Genomic DNA, 16,763 nt, shown 5'->3' with positions numbered 1-16,763 from the left:
AGGTACAGAGCAAATGTCACATGTGACAGATCACGAGAAAGAACTTTTTTTGGGCGCTCGACGCGATGCCTTTAAATGGCAGGTGTTTGGTGCTGTCGGAATGGCAATGGGTGTTGCCTCGATGGTCGGTTGGGCGTTGATCCTGCCCTTGAAGGAAATCCGCGCGGTGCCCTTTTCAATCGACCCGGATTCCAAACTGCCGGTCCTGCTGACGGAGAAAGTCCAGGAACTCGAACCCTCCGAGGCAATGGCTTTCCGCGAAGTCGCAAACTACGTGCAGGATCGTGAAACCTATGACGTTCAGGACAACAACGAGCGCCTGAAGTCAGTTTTGCGCCGCTCTGATGAGCTGGCCGAAACGTCTTATCGCGATCTTTGGGACGGTTCGAACGACAACCATCCGGACGAAATCTATACGCCTAAGACAAAGGTGCAGACCGAAATTCTCGGCGTGTCTCTCGTCAACGACGAAACGGTCCAGGTGGAGATCCGCAAGTCGCTGGTCATTCCAAACCAACCAATCGCCTCCGCTCGGTATGTGGTCACAGTGACCTACGGGTTTGAGGAAAAAATCGTGACGTCGATGGATGAGCTTCTGGAAAATCCATTTGGCTTCACTGTCACCAACTACCGCGTAGACGCAATGGGAGACATCTGATGCAGCGTACCATTAAGACACTTACAACCGCCACCGCCGCTGTCCTGGCTCTCTCGATGCCCGTTCTGGCGGAAATCACGCCGACGCCGGACGGGAAGAACGCGGATCATCGCATAACGCATTTCCACTATGTCGAGAACCAAGTGTACAGCATCCCCGTGGGTGAACGCCTGATCACGTATGTTCATTTTCCGCAGGGTGAAACCGTGCGCAGCATCGGTGCTGGCGACACGGAAAGCTTTCAGATCACCCGTCTGCAGGAAGGCCGCGTGATTGCGTTCAAGCCGGAAATCCTCAACTCGGATTCAAACCTGACGGTTCTGACCAATCGCGGATCGTACAACTTCTATCTGGTTCCGGCTGAGACGACCGCTGAACGCAAAAGGGTGCCGTTCCGTGTCACCTTCTATAACAACAACAAAGGTGGAACCACGACGACCCGTGGCAAGGTAGCGCGAAGCGAACCCAAGCCAACCGGGCGGTTTGTGAACCAAAACTATTCGCGGTCGGGCAAAGCAGATTTCGCACCCACGGCGGTTTGGGACGATGGCGTTCATACGTACATGCAAATCCCGCAGGACGAGGAATTGCCGGGTATTTTCCGAGTGCTGCCTGACGGTCGGGAGCTGATGGTGAACACCACAGTGAAAGAGCGCGGCATTATCCAGGTGCAGGGTCTTTCCGATCTTTGGACGCTGCGCATCGAGGATGACTCGATCTGCGTCCGCAACGATGGCGACGATTACCAACAGGCAAGCGCACGCGGCCAGACTGGTAGACCTATCACCTCGCAAACAGTCAAACCGGGGGGCAGCAAGTAATGAACCGCGAAAACACAATTGCGGCACGCGCGGCGGCTGAACAGCCGCCCCAACGTGCCCGAAAGAAACTTGAGCCGAAAAAGCTCATGGGCGTTGCCCTCGCAGGTGCCGTGATCGTGGGTTTTGCGTGGTTTGTGTTGGGCGATGACAGCAAGGGCTCCCGTACTGGCGTAACAGTTGATGCCCTGAGACAAAGTGGTGGCGAACGCTACGGGCTTATCACAGCTCGGGGACCAGAAGTAGACGAACCGGAACCCGAAGCACTGCCCGAGACAATTGCAGTTGCCACCCCGGACGCTGCGCCAGTCCAGATCGACTCCGAAGGATTGAAGCAAGCTCTGAAAACTATCGAACAGCAGAATGGCCGGATCTCCGATCTTCAAGGCGAGCTGACCGACGCAAAAGTTTCGCTGTCCGAAAAAGGCAGTGAAATCGCTTCGCTCAATCTGACCAACGAGCGTTTGGAGGTCAGATATGACGAGCGCGAGAAGAAGTTTCAGACAGAACTTGCCCAAGCTGTTGCTGATGCTGAGGCGCGGGCACTCGCCAGCATGAGCCATCTGCAAACCCAAGGTCTGACCGAGGACGAACGGCGCAGGCTCGAAGAACTCAAGCGGATGCGCGAGCGCCAGAACCAGTCGGACGGCATTGTGTTCGATGAAAACCCTTATGGCAGAAACTAATGGAGCTGACGATGAACAGAACAGCACTCTCCCTCGCCCTGGTCACGTTGGCCTCAAGTGCAATGGCTCAGGAACAGAATTACCAGCCAATCAACAGCGGGTCACAGCCGATCATTTTCCAGCCCGTGCAACCGACACCGCAGCCTGTGCAGGTTCAGCCGGAAAGCACTCGCCTGCCTGAAGAACAGCGAGGCTATCAGGAAAACCCGAACACGACATGGCAAAACAATCTGGTCGAAGAATATCCGCCCATCGTGGGGGCCTCGATCATTGACGATCCTTCGCGCACATTGACTCAGGGCACGGTTTTAACTGCCGTGTTTGGTGGGGCAGTAAGCTCGGAGCTGCCGGGTAGTGTTGTGGCAACAATCACGCGGGGCGTCTATTCGATGGATGGGACAAGACTGCTCTTGCCACGCGGATCTAAACTCTATGGCGAATACCGCGCTGATACAAAGCTGGCGCAAACGCGGATCGCTGTCGTTTGGAGCCGGGTTATCACGCCGGATGGCTTGTCTGCGCAAATCGGCTCAGCCGGGACGGATGGTCAGGGCCGGTCTGGTGCAACCGGACGTGTCGATACGCATTTCGGTGAACGGTTTGGGACTGCCGCGTTGCTCTCGATCATCGGGATCGCGCCGGTCGCGCTGGTGGCCGACAACGATAGCAGCAATTCGGTGCAAACGGATCTGGCAACACAGGTTGGTTCGAATTTGCAGAATGCCACAGCAGCGGCGTTGGAGGACTATTTGCGGATTACGCCAACTATCTACGTGGATCAGGGAAGCCGTATCAACGCCATCCTGCAGCGTGACGTGGTGTTCGACAACTTCTGAGACAGAACCATTGAGGCGGCCGTATCGTCGGCCTTTCCGGCCGCTCCCCGCACAATTGATTGCGGTAGCGGCCTTTTTTGACGCCAATAACAAGGAAAAAATATGAGCGGGCGAAACGGCAATGGCCTTCTGGAATACTACACCGAACAGATCGAGCATCTGTTACATGACGAAAACCTGAGCGAAATTTCCGTAAACCCAGACGGAACGGTCTGGGTTGAGGAAATGGGCACAACCCACATGACCAAGACAAACATCACTCTGACCAAGGATGATGTTGGCAATATCGGGCGGTGTGTGGCTGGGTTCAGCGACGTAACTTTCGGAGAAAAGAAGCCGATTGCGACGGCCAATGTCCCGACAAGGGAGGGCAAAGCTCGGGTGCAGGTTGTTATCCCACCTGCGACAACCGGCGTGGGGTCCGTTGCGATCCGCCTGCTCCGCGTGAAAAGCGTTGACCTGGGCGCGTTCAGCTTTGCCAGCAAAGAGGCCGCATTGGCAGAAAACAACGATCACAGCGCGCTCGGGAATGCGCGGCAGGCTCTCGCTGCCGGAACAATGAGCTTTGACGAGTTGGGCGACCTCGCGATGCAGAGCAAATGGAACGTGATTATTGCTGGCGGTACATCGTCGGGCAAAACAACTGTTTTGAATGCGATGATGAAGCGCGCCGATCCAGGCGAACGGATCGTGACAATTGAGGAAGTGGCAGAGTTGGACATCGAGCAGCCGAACTTCGTGGGCTTGCTTGCTGATCGTTCCGAGGACAACGGGCCTCGATCCCCAACCAAGCTGCTTGAATCTGCGCTACGCCTCCGGCCTGATCGGCTGGTTTGCGGTGAAATCCGAGGCGACGACGCGAATATGTTCCTCGAACTGGTGAACACCGGCCATGACGGATCTGTCTGCACCATGCACGCAAACTCACCTGTCGATGCCATCGGACGGATGAGCAAAATGGTGCGGCGCGGATCTCCGACTGTCCAAAAGTCAGAGGTGGTTGATGACATTAGAGCCACCATTCACATGATCGTTCACATGAAGAAAATCGGAGACGAGCGGAAGGTCAACGGCGTGATTTTCCCGCCCTTGATGACCGCTGACCAACTTATCTGAAGGAGAAATAGAATGAAAAAATTTGAGTATCGTAATGTCTTGATGCGGGTAGAGGAAAAAGCAAGCGTGAAGTTTGCGGAGCTTGGGCAAGACGGTTGGGAGATGGTCGGCGTCGTGCCTGCCGAGTTTGGTATCGTGTGTTTCTTTAAACGCGAGCTGACGGATGGCTGAGTTTCAGGATCTCCCAAAAGGCAAGAAGGTAGCGATAGCCGGCACAATGGGCTTTATCGCTACTTCGGCCTGTGCGGTGTTGGTAGTCGGTCTGGTTATCGAATACCTCAACACGAAAGGCTTCCGGGGGCTGGACATCTGGGCGATACCGGAAAAGTTCATGGCACGGCCTGCAGAAGAACAACAGGTCATCGGGCTTGTGGCTGTTGTGGCCGTCTGCGTTCTGACATTTGCGTTTGTGGCCGCTGCTCTGCGCGGCCCCTCGACCAAATACGGGGATGCCGTTTTTGCGAAAGCGCCTCAGCTCGTGACAGAAGGATACGCGGCACCGCTGAAGCTGAAATCTAAGCTGGACAGTGAAATCGTTTTTGCCAAGTTCGGCCCACCAAAAGAGAAGAACGCGATTTTCTATAAGCCCGGTCCAAGCGTACAGAAACCACATGCGATGTTCATTGCTCCGTCTGGCTCGGGTAAAACAAGCGGCTTTGTGATCCCCAACATTCTGCGTTTCAACGGCTCCTGCGTTGTTCTGGACATCAAAGGCGAGATATTCCAAGCGACCGGCGCACGGCGGGCAGCAATGGGGGATGAGGTCTTTGTGTTCGACCCTGAGAACCCAGAAAAAAGCCATAGCTATAACCCGCTGAGGCGCGCAGCTCGCGCAGACAATCTGGATCGGCGTTGGGAAGAAGTAATTCAGGTCGCAACGCAGATGTTCGACACGCCCAGCTCGTCCGCTCAGGGCTTTTTGGGCGGCGTCGAGGGCATGTTCTGCGCAATGGCGATGTTGGCAATCAAGCGGAACCGTCCGTACATTTCCGAGATCCTGCGCCTGGTCAAAACGACCAAGCAAAAGGATTACGAAAAGATGGCCGAAGAAGTGGGCTATGCCCGGGCAGCAGATGAGTTTCTGAATCTTGCAGCCGAAGAATCCAAAATCCTGCGGTCAACGATTTCGGTTATGAACAACTCCGGCCTTCAGCTCTGGCGCAACCCTTCTGTAGCAAGAGCTACGCAGGGCAATGACATCAACTTTGAGGATCTGCGTCGGCGCCCCACCTCGATCTACTTTTCTGTGCCGGGGAAAAAGGTCAAAGAGTTCCGGACACTCATTCGCCTGTTCTTCCTCGATCTGGTGAACACAATCGAAACCCACGAACCGGGCCCAGATGAGCCGTTCAAGGTTTTGATGCTGCTCGATGAGTTTCAGCGTCTCGGCCACCTTGAGCGCGTCGTTGAGGCGTATGACACCATGCGATCGTTCGGCGGTCGGATCATCGTGATTTCTCAAACGCTGTCACGCCTGCAGGACATCTATGGGCATGAAGGTGTACGGGCGATGCTGGCAAACGCCGGAACGCAGATGTTTGCGGCCTCCGAGGACTCTGAGGTGCGTGAACATGTGTCCAGGTCCATCGGGGACAAAACAGTTATGAGCAAGTCGAAGTCTCGGGCGCTCGGCAAAATGGAAATGGGCAGCATATCGGAACGCGAGGAAGGCATTCGCCTGCTCCGGCCGGAACACGTTGGCCGATTGCCTGAAAATGAGGTTGTGCTGATCCGCGAAGGCAGGATGCCGGTGATTGCAAACAAAATCCGGTACTTTGAAGATCCCTATTTCATGCAGTTCTTGGGTGGTGAAAGTCCGAAGATCAAAGGAACCCACCTCGATCTGGCTGCAGAGCAAGCCAGAGACACAGCAAAGGCGCTGGCTGATGCGAAACCGGCCTCTGCACCGGTGAAAGAGGTTTCGGAAAAAGATCAGGAACTTCAGGCTGCTTTTGATGCGCAGCGCACCGTAGCGAAACGAAAAAGCCGGTCAGCGAAAGATATGGCGATGGATAAGATGAGAACCACGCGACCAGGCAGCAGCGCCCCCGCTTGACGGGGGTGCAGTTTATCTAAATCTCTGTTTAATCCCATATGTGGCATTACAGCGGTCTAACAAACTAAAGGTTATTAGAGATGAGATTAATTTTAGCGATTGTGCTGCCCTTCGTCGTGTTCTTCACGATCCGGCGACCATTTCAGGGCTTTTTCTGCCTGCTCCTGCAATTGACGCTTATTGGCTGGATTCCGGCCGCTATTTGGGCCGTGTACTCGCTGAGTCAGTACAACACAGACAAGAAAATTAAAGCAGCGACCAAGGATAAGGTGTAAAAAATGAATGAAATCGAGCTGAACAAGCACGTTGCGGAAATCAACCGAGGCGCGCAGATGATAGATGCCCAGACTGAGGACAACAAGAAACTCCCCGGGTCTTCGGTGGTATCACGAGTGGGCCGGATTTTAGTTGAGACGGGCAGTGTAGAACTACTTCACAAGGCTCACCAACGAGTTGATGCGAGATATCAAAGAACTGTAGAGCTTCAGTGGTACGGCCTCACTGATGGCGATAAGCAATGGCTGCCATAGTGTCCAGAAACAATCTGCGAAGGAAGGAAAGGCCGCCAGCAGGCGGCTTTTCTCATCGGGTAATCTTTAACGCTTGCATGTCGCTAGGCACATCTATCGCATGCTTTAAGAGCCGTAGCCGCCATTGATCCTACGTGCAGAGAACAACCACTTCACGCGCACAGCAGAAGTGTTGAATTCTCGCTGCGTGCGCTCGCGGTAGGAAATTCGTCGCAGATGCAAGAATTTCAGCGCCGCCACATGGCGGCCGGACCGGTTGTTCGTGCTGGCCGCAGCAAGTGTTCGCACTCGAACTCAAAGGTGGCGGACAAAGCCGATCTCGGCACGCCCTCAATCTCGCCAAATGGATGGTTTTACGGGGCGGTTACCTTTTCTAGAAGTCAGATCCTAATACCACCAACGGGCGCCTGCGTGGCGCCGCAGCCAGCCTCCGATGCTGAAGTGATCGCGGTGAATCAGGAGCAGAAGCGCGACGAACGCGGCCATCGCCGCAAGAGCGATCACTGGGTTTCGGTTGATTGGAAAGCCGCGGTCGTTCAGAGCAAAGGGATCTAGGTATCGCTCCCATTGTCGGGTGATGGTAAAGAAATGCATCGCCGCAAGACCGCCATAGCTGAAAACGCGAAAAACGCCCAGAGCTGCCAGCAAACAAAGTGCAATTTGAACGCATCCCACGGCGTATATCTGGGAAAAGGACATCTCGACCCCGTCGATATTCTTGGCCAAGTTTTGATATTGCTGGGGCGTAATGATCTTGTGGACGGCCCAGAGAAACATGAACCACACGAGCCCTAGGCGCAGGATAAAGACGGCGGCGGCGTCTTTGCGGTCATAAAACGTCATGATCACTCCTGCACTTGCAAAACTATGAAGCGACAGACCGTAGGCAGAGGCCATCCGAAATCGTCGCGGCACCAACAGATGGCACGCTGGAATGAATGGCGCAATGAACGAGCGCTTCCGACCTTACCTATTGTCGGTGGTCGTAAGGGAAAAAAGGTCCGCCATGGGCTCGGAGCCGTCGAATGCCAGTGCAGAATGCGTCGGCCTTCAGACCTCACTGGAGCGGGCGTTCGCCACCAGGGCCATACTCTTGATTCTACGCCGTTTGGTTCGATACGCAGTCATTCGCAGTTCAGCAGCCGTAGTTCGTGTCACCGGCAGCGAAACCGGGCTTGGAGCCCAACCTGTTCCTTGGATTTTCTCGCTGCTTGCACTCGCAGCGTCAGGAATGCCAAGTGAGCAACAAGTTCGGTGCCGCTATGCAGCGGAAGCAACGGTCATTCATACAGGCTGCAGCGAGAATCACACGTGGAATTCACAAGTCGCGGACGAAGCCGAAACTGGACAACTGCGTGGTTAACCCTAAGCTTTGGTACCTAGGGCCAAAAGATCAAGCAGTTGTCATGGGAAGTCTCCTGTACGTGGTTCCGCCGCGGTCGCAGTAGCGGCGGGTTAGTTCAGAAAGTAAGCCGATATTTCAAAGGGCCGAACGGGCGGCAGTCTCCAAAGCATGGTGCAGAGAGCGCGCGTAAGAGCGCGGGCCAAGAACCGCGTAGTGGCTGGCAGTTTCAAAGCAGATGATCACACAGCTAAGGTGCTCCAGCAGCGCGCGTGTGGCGCTCCCGGGCTCCATCGCAGCCAGATTGACGCCGCTCAAACGTTCAAACACACCCCGGCACGCACCCTCCAGATCAAAACGGCACCAGCCGTCTGTTTGCTCTGTTACCGAGGCTAGGCCCTCCACGGCATCCGCGAGTTGGTAGGACATAAGTTCATGCTCCGGGATTTCTGCGGAGATCAGCCACTGATCCTGCGCAAACCAGCTAGCCGCGTATGAGCCCGCTGCGGCGTGCTTCCCGACCGCAGGCAAAGCTAATCCCAGCATGGCCTCGGCCGCTTTCCGGCCTTCGTCTTCGCGCCCCCTACGCAATGCAAGCGAGGCAAGCGCCCGGTTCGGAACCTCAGTGATTGTCAGCCCATTGAATCGGTCGACACGCGGCGTTTCTCCCCAAAGCGGGGTGATGGATTGAAGATCAAGCACGCAGGCGCCCTCCTTCCGGGTCAAAGAAATGTGTGGGAATGACCTGAGCCTTTACATCGGTTCCCCGCACGGGATCGACTACGCGGATAATCTCGCCCATGCGCTGATCACCGCCTTTGAGAAAGGCCATTCCGATGGAGTGCCCCAGATGTGGCGAGATACAGGCTGATGTCACATGCCCCTGTTCGCTGTCGATATGAACAGGCGCAGTTTCATTCACCAACTGGGAACCGGCGGTTATCACTTCGCTTTGGTTCACGGGCTTCAGGCCGACAAGGCGCAATCCATTGGGATCAGTCAGCCCCTCCCGCTGGTCCAGTGTACTGCCGATGCTGTCTTTTTTGCGGGATACCATGCGCCCCATACCCAGCATCAGTGCGGTGGCCCTGCCGTCGAGTTCGCGACCCGTCGGGTGGCCTTTCTCAATGCGCATGATGTCGAGCGCCTCAAGACCATAGGGAGCTACTCCAAGATCTTGCCCCAACTCTAGCATTCGGCGCCACAGCGCATCACCATAACGGGTGGGAACAGCCAGCTCGTAGGCCAGCTCGCCCGAGAATGAGATCCGAAACAGACGTGCCCTCAGGCCGCCGCACAGCGTCACGGAATCGCAGGCCATGAACGGGAATGCCTCGTTTGAGATATCAAACTCGGAATCCACAATCCTCTGCAGCAGTTCGCGCGATTTCGGTCCGGCAACAGCAAACTGCGCCCAGGCCTCGGTGGTTGAGATCAGCTGCACGTCCATGTCCGGCCACAGGCATTGACGGGCAAATTCCATGTTTCTCAGAACCGCCCCGGCATTGGCTGTTGTGGTCGTGATGACGAAGTGTTCTTCCGCCAATCGTGCAGCGGTGCCGTCATCGTAACAGGCGCCATCTTCGCGCAGCATGATGCCATAGCGCACCTTACCCACTGCCAGCTTGGCAAATCCATTGGCATAGACCCTGTTCAGGAATGACGCGGCATCCGCGCCCTGAACGTCGATTTTTCCCAGTGTGGTCACATCGCAGATGCCCACATTCTTGCGCACGTTACAGGCCTCTCGGTCAGCGGACTGGCGCCAATGGGTCTCGCCCGGCTGCGGAAACCAACGCGCCCGCATCCAGTCGCCAGCAGTGTCAAAGGGCGCATTGTGTTCCCTGGCCCATTTGTCAGTCGGGGTTTCGCGCGTCGGGTGGAAGTGTTTGCCCACCGTACGCCCGCCGATTGTGCCCAGTGCAACCGGTGTATAGGGCGGCCGGAAAATTGTCGTTCCCGTTTCGGGGATCGATTTGCCGGTCAGCTCGGCCATTATTGCCAAAGCATTGACGTTAGCGGTCTTGCCCTGGTCAGTGCCCATGCCGAGAGTAGTGTAGCGTTTGAGATGCTCGACCGATCGGTAGTTCTCCTGATGTGCCAGCTTAACGTCCTTGACGGTCACGTCGTTCTGCAGGTCCAGCCAAGCCCGGCCCTTGCCATGGGGCACATGGTAAAGTGGCTGGAGGTTATAGGCGCTGTTAACGGCGCGCGGCAGCTTCAATGCGCTGGCGGCGATACCCAGGCTTTGCAGTGCAGCCACGGCTTCTTCCGCCCCGCTGCGCAATGCGTCTTCAGTCGAAAACAGGCCTTTGGCCGCCCCCGCCACCGACATGCCAACTGGGATGTTCTGGTCGGGAACGAAAGCTGCAATACTCTCATTCCAGACAGGCCGGCCGCCCTGGTGGCAGGTCAGGTGGACGTTGGGATTCCAGCCGCCAGACACACCCAGGGCGCCACAGGCTAGCGTTTCCTCGCGGCCATCCGCTTGACGGACCCGGATGCTGCTCAGGCCATGCCGCCCCTTGGTGCCGATAACATGCGCGCCACTGATCAGTCGCACACCCGTCAGTGTCGGCGCATCCAGCCGGGCATCGACGATAACTGTGACATCAACACCTTTTGCCATCAGGTCTACCGCAGTGCGATGGCCATCATCATTGTTGGTGAAGACCGCCACCATCCGCGCGGGCGTCGCAGCCCAGCGGTTGGCATAGGCCCGCATCGATCCTGCCAGCATCACCCCCGGACGGTCGTTGTCCGGAAAAACAATTGGACGCTCGGTTGCCCCGGCACAAAGGATCGCGCGCTTGGAATATACCCGCCACAATGTCTGCCGCGGCTTGCCTTCCACAGGGGTGTGCAGATGGTCCTGCACCCGCTCGACCACACCGTAAATCCCGTGGTCAAAGGCCCCCATCGCCGTGCTTCGCGGCATCATGCGCACATTGTCCATCGCGGTTAGCTCGGCCACAGCCTGCTCAACCCATTCGACCGCAGGCTTTCCGCCGACATCTTCCTGTTCGACGTTCAGGCGCCCGCCAAAACGGCAATCTTCATCCGCGAGGATGACGTTTGCGCCTGCACGGCCCGCGGTCAGTGCTGCCATCAGGCCAGCGGGCCCACCCCCAATCACCAGCAGATCGCAATGGAGAAAGCCCTTTTCATATTCATCCGGGTCATCTTCCCCAGACAGGCGACCAAGGCCTGCAGCTGAGCGGATGATGGGTTCATAGACTTTCTCCCAGAAAGCCGCCGGCCACATGAACGTCTTGTAATAGAAACCGGCGCTCAGAATATCCGAGAACAAATCGTTCAGGGCAAGCAGGTCGTAACGTAAGCTGCCCTTGTAGTTCTGTGAGCAAGCAACCAGCCCTTCGTACAGCTCCGCTACTGTAGCGCGTGTGTTTGGTTCCTGCCGGGCTCCACTGCGCAATTCGACCAGCGCGTTTGGCTCCTCGGAACCAGCGGTGAAGATACCACGCGGACGGTGATACTTGAACGATCGACCCAGAAAACGCACGCCATTGGCCATCAGGGCAGACGCAAGCGTGTCGCCCTCATACCCCTGATAGGCACGCCCATCGAAATTAAAGTTCAGTGGCTTTCCGCGGTTGATCAGGCCGCCATTCAAACGGTTGGATTGGGTCATTTGCTGCGCCCCTTCTTGCGGGCCACATCGCTGGCCAGTTCGACATTAGTGATTTCATGCGTCACCGTGTTGCGTGTTACGACTAACCACGAGCGGTCGCCATGCTCGTGATACCAAAGCTCGCGGTGCTCCCCGGCTGGATCATCACGCAGGTAGACGTATTCGAAAAACTGATCCATCGCGTCCTCGGCCTGCCAGCCGGGACGGTCAATCAGGCAAGCATCACCGAGATAGGTGAATTCCTGCCGGTCACGCGGCCCCAAAAGAGGGTGATTGATAATCATTTGACCGCTCCTTACTGCCGGTTGGGGTTCGGGCCTTGGCCCTTTTCATCAAGCAGGTAACCGGTCCGGAACCGGTCAAGACGATAGGGCTTGGCAAGTTTATGCGGCTGTTCGGTGCTTAGAAGATGAGCAAAGCATTCGCCGGCTGCGGGAGTTGCTTTGAATCCGCCGTAGCACCAGCCGCCGTTCAAATAGAGACCCTTGATCGGCGTTTCGTCGATCACCGCATGGCCATCCATGGACATATCCTGCAAACCGCCCCATGCCCGCAAAAGACGAGCGCGCGACAGCATTGGGAACAAGGTCACAGCGGCTTCAATCACCGATTCAAAGACCGGCAGGTTGCCCCGCTGCGCGCAGGAATTGTACTGATCCAGGTCGCCTCCCATAACCAGGCCGCCTTTGTCCGACTGCGAAATATAGAAGTGACCTGCGCCATAATTGACTTGGCCGGGAATGATGGGCTTCAGCCCTTCAGACACGAAAGCCTGAAGAACATGGCTTTCGATTGGGGTGCGAATGCCTGCCATGTCCATCACTCGGCTGGTATTTCCAGCTACCGAGACACCAACCTTCTTTGCGCCGATGGACCCGCGGGTTGTCTCAATCCCCAGGACCTTACCTTGCTCAATCCGGAACCCCGTCACTTCGCAATTTTGAAGGATATCTACTCCGCGCCTGTCGGCCGACCGCGCATATCCCCAGACCACTGCGTCATGGCGGGCGGTGCCACCGCGCCGGTGAAGATAGGCACCCGTGATAGGGAAACGTCCGTCGAAATTCATCGAGGGGTACATCTTGCGCAGCTTCTCAGGCCCCAAAATCTCGCCATCTGTGCCTTGCATCCGCATGATGTTGGTTTTGCGATAGTGGTCGTCCCTCTCTGAGTCGTTGTGGTGCAGGAACAGCAAGCCACGCTGTGAGTGCATGACATTGAAGTTCAACTCCCGCTCCATCTTTTCCCACAGGCCAACACTGTGATCATAGAAGCGGGTATTTGGAGGCAAAGTGTAGTCACCACGCACAATTGTCGTGTTACGCCCAGCATTGCCGGACCCAATCCAGCCTTTCTCGACCACTGCGATGCTTTTCTCACCATATTTCGTCACCAGGTAATGTGCAGTGGCCAACCCGTGGCCTCCGCCGCCAATGACAATGATGTCGTAATTGGGCTTGGGTTCCGGATTGCGCCAAGCAGGCTTCCAACCTCTTTGGCCATTCAAGGCCTCTCTGATGACTCTTAGTCCTGAGTACCTCATGGCATTCTTTTCCTTTATGGCACGGGTGCCCATTTGGCACCCAGTTCGTGGAACCGGCCAGTTTCAACGCTGATGTGGGCAATGCCGAATCCCATGTTCTGGAACGCTTAATGCTCATAAGTTAATCGATTAACTTTCAATTCGTCAATCACCTTCAACGCCAATAGGAGTCGCAGTTCAAGTATCGCTTACAGTGCTGGGCGTTCGCCCGGGTGGGCGGACGCGTGCCCGATACTTGCGTATCGGGCGGGTGAACGCGATCAAACGCGACACGCTCTAAAAGGTAACTCAGGCAACCAAATGGCGATCTTGTGCCTGATTCACGAATCGGGACGACTACAAAGCTCTTGAATTGTGGCGATAAGTTTCGCGTCTACGGCACGGTTGGTTGTATCATTGCGGTTGTTGTGGCGCCTTGCGCCCGGCAGACGCGATCCCGGAATTGCCTCGTATTTGTCAAAAAACTTTTCGCAATGGTCCTCCCAACCTTCACCGGCCAGTAGTGATGGCGAAAATGCCAGGAAAAACTCTCCCCCACGGGGAGGGCCACCATCACCGTTGTCGGCATCTTGCGCTTCAAAGCTAAACCGTTCACCGGTCGCACCAGCCGCCAAGAGTTCAACCATCGTTGCAATAGCAGAACCCTTGTGCCCTCCGAAGGGAAGCAAAACGCCTTTCAAGATTGCTGCCGGATCGGTGGTTTCATTGCCATTTTCATCCAATCCGGTTCCAAGGGGGACCGAATGGCCATCTCTTGCGGCAATTGCAACATCGCCGCCGGCCATTGCGGAGGTTGCCATGTCGAATACAAATGGTGGTTTATTTTTCCGTGGCCAGGCAAATGCGAGCGGATTGGTACCAAATAAGGGCTTGTTTGAACCATGAGGTGCGACATTTGGCATATAACTTACACAAGCCATCCCTGCCAAATTTTGTTCGGCCAATGCCTCAACTTCTGGCCAAAGGGCCGCAAAATGATGCGTGTGGGTAAGAGTCATTACTGCGATACCGAACTCACTCGCTGCTTTCGCCAGCGCTGGAATACCTCGCTCGATTGCTAAGGGGGCATACCCTTCGTCGCCATTCGCGTTAACAATTACAGGTGATTTGTTGGAAATCTGCGGATCGGCGGCGCCGTTGACCTTCCCACTACGCAGGGATGCCACATATCCGGGCACTCTGAACAAGCCGTGGGAATGAGACCCGTCTCGCTCTGCAGCAACAACCGTCCGGGTCAGGGCCCCGGCGTTTTGAGGGTCGCATCCATTTTGGGTGAATGCTTCTAGTGCGAGATCATGTATCTCACTCAGCGATAGGTTTACGACGGTCATTAGAAAAGCCTCCTCAGCCGGGCAAGGAACGAAATCGAGTTGTGTAGCGCAGTATTATTCATGACTTTCTTCTTTTGGTGTCTGGGCCATTGTTTATGGCGGGTGATGTTGCGGAATATCTCAATTCAACGGCCCCAAGTGTTTCGAGAACCGTCGGATGCATGCTGCGCCAAAATCAGTCGCTGGCAATGAGGGTTCTCGGCTGCCGCCAAGCTCAATTCCCAAACGCGCTGCGGCCAGCATCTTTCCATAGGTCAGGAAATGTGGAATTCCCTGCATGATAAAGCAGAGAACCGGCAATAGATCGGCATATAGCTTATCGGCCCGCTCTTCGGTCCCAGCAGTGAATTCAGCGAAAATTTCGCTGGTCTTATCTACCGTATCAATCGCCGGGATCAGCCCACTGGCACCCGCGCGCAGGTTGTCAGGTAATTCCAGTCCGCAGCGACCATTGAAAAGCATCACGCTATCCCCGAGCTCTGACGCAACAGACTCAAGATTGACGGCGTTGCATTCCAGTTTCGCGATGGTGAAATTTTCGTGGTCATTCGCAAGCGCGATCAAGCTCTGGTTACTTAGTCCGAAGCCAAGGAACTCCGGCGCGTTCTGAATCCCAACCGGGCAATCGACCGCCGAGATAATCTCGGAGAAAAAGCCCGCCAGCTTTGCATCGTCCATTTTCTGCGAGGGAGGCTGGAGCATCAGTGCCGACACGCCGCTTTGAATTGCTCGCTTCGAAAACTCAATCTGCTCGGTGATCGTATCGCCATAGACGGTCGCCAAGAGCGGTTTGCGTCCTTCAATGCGCTCCGCGACGACTTCAAGGACCTCGATGCGCTCATCGAATGTCAGCTTCGAGACCTCCGTACCCAGCCCCAGAATCGCAACTCCGGCAGCCTGGGTGCCCAAAGCCGCATCCACCTGACGCCGAAACGGATCCTGGCGCAATACACCGCGATCGTCAAAGAACGCATAGAGCATTGGATAAATGCCGGGCGATACGACCGCAGGTGAATTGTCTTGCAATGCTATCATGTTACCTCCAAACCATTCTTCTTGTCGTAGGCTTCTGCGGCCCGACCAACGGCGTCCTCGTTCAGGGTAAATCCAAGACCAGGGGCGGACATGACCGGAATTTTCCCGACATTTGGCGCCAGATCCGGGCTTTCGACGATGTCCTCTTGCAGGAGCTGCCACATGATCTGATTGCCATCATCCAAATTAGGAACACCCGACGCAGCTTGTATCGAGGCGCAGGTGGTAATTCCGGTCTCCCAAACACCGTGAATACACACGTTGATGTCGAACACCTGAGCTATCGCAGCGACGCGGCGGAACCCAAGAATACCTCCAGTTTCGTGCAGACCCACAGTCAGCAGGCTTGCCGCACCGCTGGAGCACATCGCGTGAGCCTCTTCTGGTGTAAACACAGACTGGTCGGCGGCAATTGGAACTGAGCAAGACTGTTTCAATGCCTTCAATGCCGGAACGCCGGCAATCGCCGACACCGGCTGTTCAACCATCTCGAGATCGTACTTGGCGAGCTTATTGATCATCACCTGGGCCTCCATCAAATCCCAGGCCTCATTCGGGTCGATACGCAACCGCCTGTTGCCAATTGCCTTTCTGACAGCTTCGACATTGGCCATATCTTTATCGTTGGTGTATCCGGCCTTGAGGTAAATCACTTCAAAGCCGTCCTGCGCCAACTGACCGGCATGTGCAGCAACCTCTTCCGTACTGTCTCCCTGGACAAACCCCATGAAACTCACCGTGTCATGGATCTTCCCACCCAACAGGGCATGAACTGGCAGGCCCACCGATTTGCCAAGTGCATCCCAAAGGGCCAATTCAACACCCGCAAACGCAATATTGCCTATTCTTGGATGAGATTGGCTGGCGTAGTGATGTCCAAAATTTTGCGTAAAGAGCTGCTTCATCAAATTGATGATTTGAGTGATGGGCTGCCCCAGCAGGACCGTTTTGGCGGTTAGTAAGAGCGTCTGGATCGCCTCTGGTGACGTCATCGTCGGGGCGGTTTCGCCGTAGCCGACGACACCCGCATCCGTTTCGATCTCAACCAGGATTGTTGTTTGACCAAGATTCTTGCCCATGGCCCAGACATAGGGTGTCTTGAACTTGGAAAAGAGCGGCGTGAAGCGAATATCTTTTATTTTCATGATCTTGTCTTCCAG

17 protein-coding genes are annotated in these 16,763 nt (G+C 55.7%); 9 read left to right on the top strand and 8 right to left on the bottom strand.

Translation table 11 applies throughout. The features are described from left to right. The first annotated feature begins 13 nt into the window (after nt 1–13). The 9 genes from FN806_RS15675 to FN806_RS15640 all read left to right on the top strand — a co-directional run bounded on the left by FN806_RS15675 (nt 14) and on the right by FN806_RS15640 (nt 6,700). On the top strand, nt 14–658 hold the full coding sequence (locus FN806_RS15675) for a VirB8 family type IV secretion system protein (protein ID WP_142638814.1): 645 nt from the start codon (nt 14–16) through the stop codon (nt 656–658). Further along, a complete protein-coding gene (locus tag FN806_RS15670; RefSeq protein ID WP_142638812.1) occupies nt 658–1,479 on the top strand; it encodes a TrbG/VirB9 family P-type conjugative transfer protein in 822 nt (273 codons plus the stop codon). The genes FN806_RS15675 and FN806_RS15670 overlap by 1 nt, the downstream gene beginning before the upstream one ends. Further along, nucleotides 1,479–2,162, top strand: coding sequence for a hypothetical protein (locus tag FN806_RS15665; RefSeq protein ID WP_142638811.1), 684 nt, complete (start codon nt 1,479–1,481; stop codon nt 2,160–2,162). The genes FN806_RS15670 and FN806_RS15665 overlap by 1 nt, the downstream gene beginning before the upstream one ends. Nucleotides 2,163–2,173: 11 nt before the next feature. After that, a complete protein-coding gene (locus tag FN806_RS15660; RefSeq protein WP_185956722.1) occupies nt 2,174–2,998 on the top strand; it encodes a TraB/TrbI/VirB10 family type IV secretion system protein in 825 nt (274 codons plus the stop codon). 102 nt (nt 2,999–3,100) lie between these two features. Next, nucleotides 3,101–4,114, top strand: a complete 1,014-nt coding sequence (locus FN806_RS15655; protein WP_142638807.1) for an ATPase, T2SS/T4P/T4SS family — start codon at nt 3,101–3,103, stop codon at nt 4,112–4,114. A gap of 12 nt (nt 4,115–4,126) precedes the next feature. Then, nucleotides 4,127–4,285: a hypothetical protein gene (locus FN806_RS20515; RefSeq protein ID WP_170591513.1), complete on the top strand. Its 159-nt coding sequence runs from the start codon at nt 4,127–4,129 to the stop codon at nt 4,283–4,285. Continuing rightward, nucleotides 4,278–6,170 (top strand): type IV secretory system conjugative DNA transfer family protein, encoded by a 1,893-nt coding sequence (locus FN806_RS15650; protein WP_142638805.1) that lies wholly within the window; start codon nt 4,278–4,280, stop codon nt 6,168–6,170. The genes FN806_RS20515 and FN806_RS15650 overlap by 8 nt, the downstream gene beginning before the upstream one ends. Nucleotides 6,171–6,250: 80 nt before the next feature. Next, nucleotides 6,251–6,445, top strand: a complete 195-nt coding sequence (locus FN806_RS15645) for a YqaE/Pmp3 family membrane protein (protein WP_142638803.1) — start codon at nt 6,251–6,253, stop codon at nt 6,443–6,445. A gap of 3 nt (nt 6,446–6,448) precedes the next feature. Further along, the gene (locus FN806_RS15640; RefSeq protein WP_142638801.1) at nt 6,449–6,700 is read left to right on the top strand and encodes a hypothetical protein; all 252 of its coding nucleotides are present in this window, start codon (nt 6,449–6,451) and stop codon (nt 6,698–6,700) included. A gap of 387 nt (nt 6,701–7,087) precedes the next feature. Here FN806_RS15640 and FN806_RS15635 read toward each other — a convergent pair whose 3' ends face one another. The 8 genes from FN806_RS15635 to FN806_RS15600 form a co-directional block, all read right to left on the bottom strand. After that, nucleotides 7,088–7,543, bottom strand: a complete 456-nt coding sequence (locus FN806_RS15635; protein WP_246097265.1) for a hypothetical protein — start codon at nt 7,541–7,543, stop codon at nt 7,088–7,090. Nucleotides 7,544–8,180: 637 nt separating this feature from the next. After that, on the bottom strand, nt 8,181–8,744 hold the full coding sequence (locus tag FN806_RS15630; RefSeq protein WP_142638799.1) for a sarcosine oxidase subunit gamma: 564 nt from the start codon (nt 8,742–8,744) through the stop codon (nt 8,181–8,183). After that, nucleotides 8,737–11,694, bottom strand: a complete 2,958-nt coding sequence (locus FN806_RS15625) for a sarcosine oxidase subunit alpha family protein (RefSeq protein ID WP_142638798.1) — start codon at nt 11,692–11,694, stop codon at nt 8,737–8,739. The genes FN806_RS15630 and FN806_RS15625 overlap by 8 nt, the downstream gene beginning before the upstream one ends. After that, nucleotides 11,691–11,978, bottom strand: a complete 288-nt coding sequence (locus FN806_RS15620) for a sarcosine oxidase subunit delta (protein ID WP_142638796.1) — start codon at nt 11,976–11,978, stop codon at nt 11,691–11,693. Before FN806_RS15620 ends, FN806_RS15625 begins: the two co-directional genes overlap by 4 nt. 11 nt (nt 11,979–11,989) lie before the next feature. Continuing rightward, nucleotides 11,990–13,237 carry a sarcosine oxidase subunit beta family protein gene (locus FN806_RS15615; protein WP_142638794.1) on the bottom strand — a complete coding sequence of 416 codons (1,248 nt, stop codon included), beginning with the start codon at nt 13,235–13,237 and terminating at the stop codon, nt 11,990–11,992. 320 nt (nt 13,238–13,557) lie between these two features. Beyond that, complete coding sequence (locus tag FN806_RS15610; RefSeq protein WP_142638792.1) at nt 13,558–14,568, bottom strand: Ldh family oxidoreductase; 1,011 nt, start codon at nt 14,566–14,568, stop codon at nt 13,558–13,560. A gap of 120 nt (nt 14,569–14,688) precedes the next feature. Continuing rightward, nucleotides 14,689–15,549 carry a dihydrodipicolinate synthase family protein gene (locus FN806_RS15605; RefSeq protein ID WP_246097272.1) on the bottom strand — a complete coding sequence of 287 codons (861 nt, stop codon included), beginning with the start codon at nt 15,547–15,549 and terminating at the stop codon, nt 14,689–14,691. A gap of 50 nt (nt 15,550–15,599) precedes the next feature. Then, nucleotides 15,600–16,748: a mandelate racemase/muconate lactonizing enzyme family protein gene (locus FN806_RS15600; RefSeq protein ID WP_142638788.1), complete on the bottom strand. Its 1,149-nt coding sequence runs from the start codon at nt 16,746–16,748 to the stop codon at nt 15,600–15,602. Between the last annotated feature and the right edge of the window lie 15 nt (nt 16,749–16,763).

The organism is Ruegeria faecimaris, from assembly GCF_900182615.1.
Taxonomy (GTDB): Bacteria; Pseudomonadota; Alphaproteobacteria; order Rhodobacterales; family Rhodobacteraceae; genus Ruegeria; species Ruegeria faecimaris.
Note: the sequence above shows the minus strand (reverse complement) of the source record. Positions and strands in the feature narration are given on the sequence as shown.

Bases quoted from the DNA above. Each gene is read 5' to 3' on its own strand.
- FN806_RS15615 (WP_142638794.1), bottom strand. From the start codon at position 13,237: ATGAGGTACTCAGGACTAAGAGTCATCAGAGAGGCCTTGAATGGCCAA.
- FN806_RS15625 (WP_142638798.1), bottom strand. From the start codon at position 11,694: ATGACCCAATCCAACCGTTTGAATGGCGGCCTGATCAACCGCGGAAAG.
- FN806_RS15635 (WP_246097265.1), bottom strand. From the start codon at position 7,543: ATGACGTTTTATGACCGCAAAGACGCCGCCGCCGTCTTTATCCTGCGC.
- FN806_RS15670 (WP_142638812.1), top strand. From the start codon at position 658: ATGCAGCGTACCATTAAGACACTTACAACCGCCACCGCCGCTGTCCTG.
- FN806_RS15660 (WP_185956722.1), top strand. From the start codon at position 2,174: ATGAACAGAACAGCACTCTCCCTCGCCCTGGTCACGTTGGCCTCAAGT.
- FN806_RS15610 (WP_142638792.1), bottom strand. From the start codon at position 14,568: ATGACCGTCGTAAACCTATCGCTGAGTGAGATACATGATCTCGCACTA.
- FN806_RS20515 (WP_170591513.1), top strand. From the start codon at position 4,127: ATGAAAAAATTTGAGTATCGTAATGTCTTGATGCGGGTAGAGGAAAAA.
- FN806_RS15645 (WP_142638803.1), top strand. From the start codon at position 6,251: ATGAGATTAATTTTAGCGATTGTGCTGCCCTTCGTCGTGTTCTTCACG.
- FN806_RS15640 (WP_142638801.1), top strand. From the start codon at position 6,449: ATGAATGAAATCGAGCTGAACAAGCACGTTGCGGAAATCAACCGAGGC.
- FN806_RS15665 (WP_142638811.1), top strand. From the start codon at position 1,479: ATGAACCGCGAAAACACAATTGCGGCACGCGCGGCGGCTGAACAGCCG.
- FN806_RS15620 (WP_142638796.1), bottom strand. From the start codon at position 11,978: ATGATTATCAATCACCCTCTTTTGGGGCCGCGTGACCGGCAGGAATTC.
- FN806_RS15650 (WP_142638805.1), top strand. From the start codon at position 4,278: ATGGCTGAGTTTCAGGATCTCCCAAAAGGCAAGAAGGTAGCGATAGCC.
- FN806_RS15600 (WP_142638788.1), bottom strand. From the start codon at position 16,748: ATGAAAATAAAAGATATTCGCTTCACGCCGCTCTTTTCCAAGTTCAAG.
- FN806_RS15675 (WP_142638814.1), top strand. From the start codon at position 14: ATGTCACATGTGACAGATCACGAGAAAGAACTTTTTTTGGGCGCTCGA.
- FN806_RS15655 (WP_142638807.1), top strand. From the start codon at position 3,101: ATGAGCGGGCGAAACGGCAATGGCCTTCTGGAATACTACACCGAACAG.
- FN806_RS15605 (WP_246097272.1), bottom strand. From the start codon at position 15,549: ATGCTCTATGCGTTCTTTGACGATCGCGGTGTATTGCGCCAGGATCCG.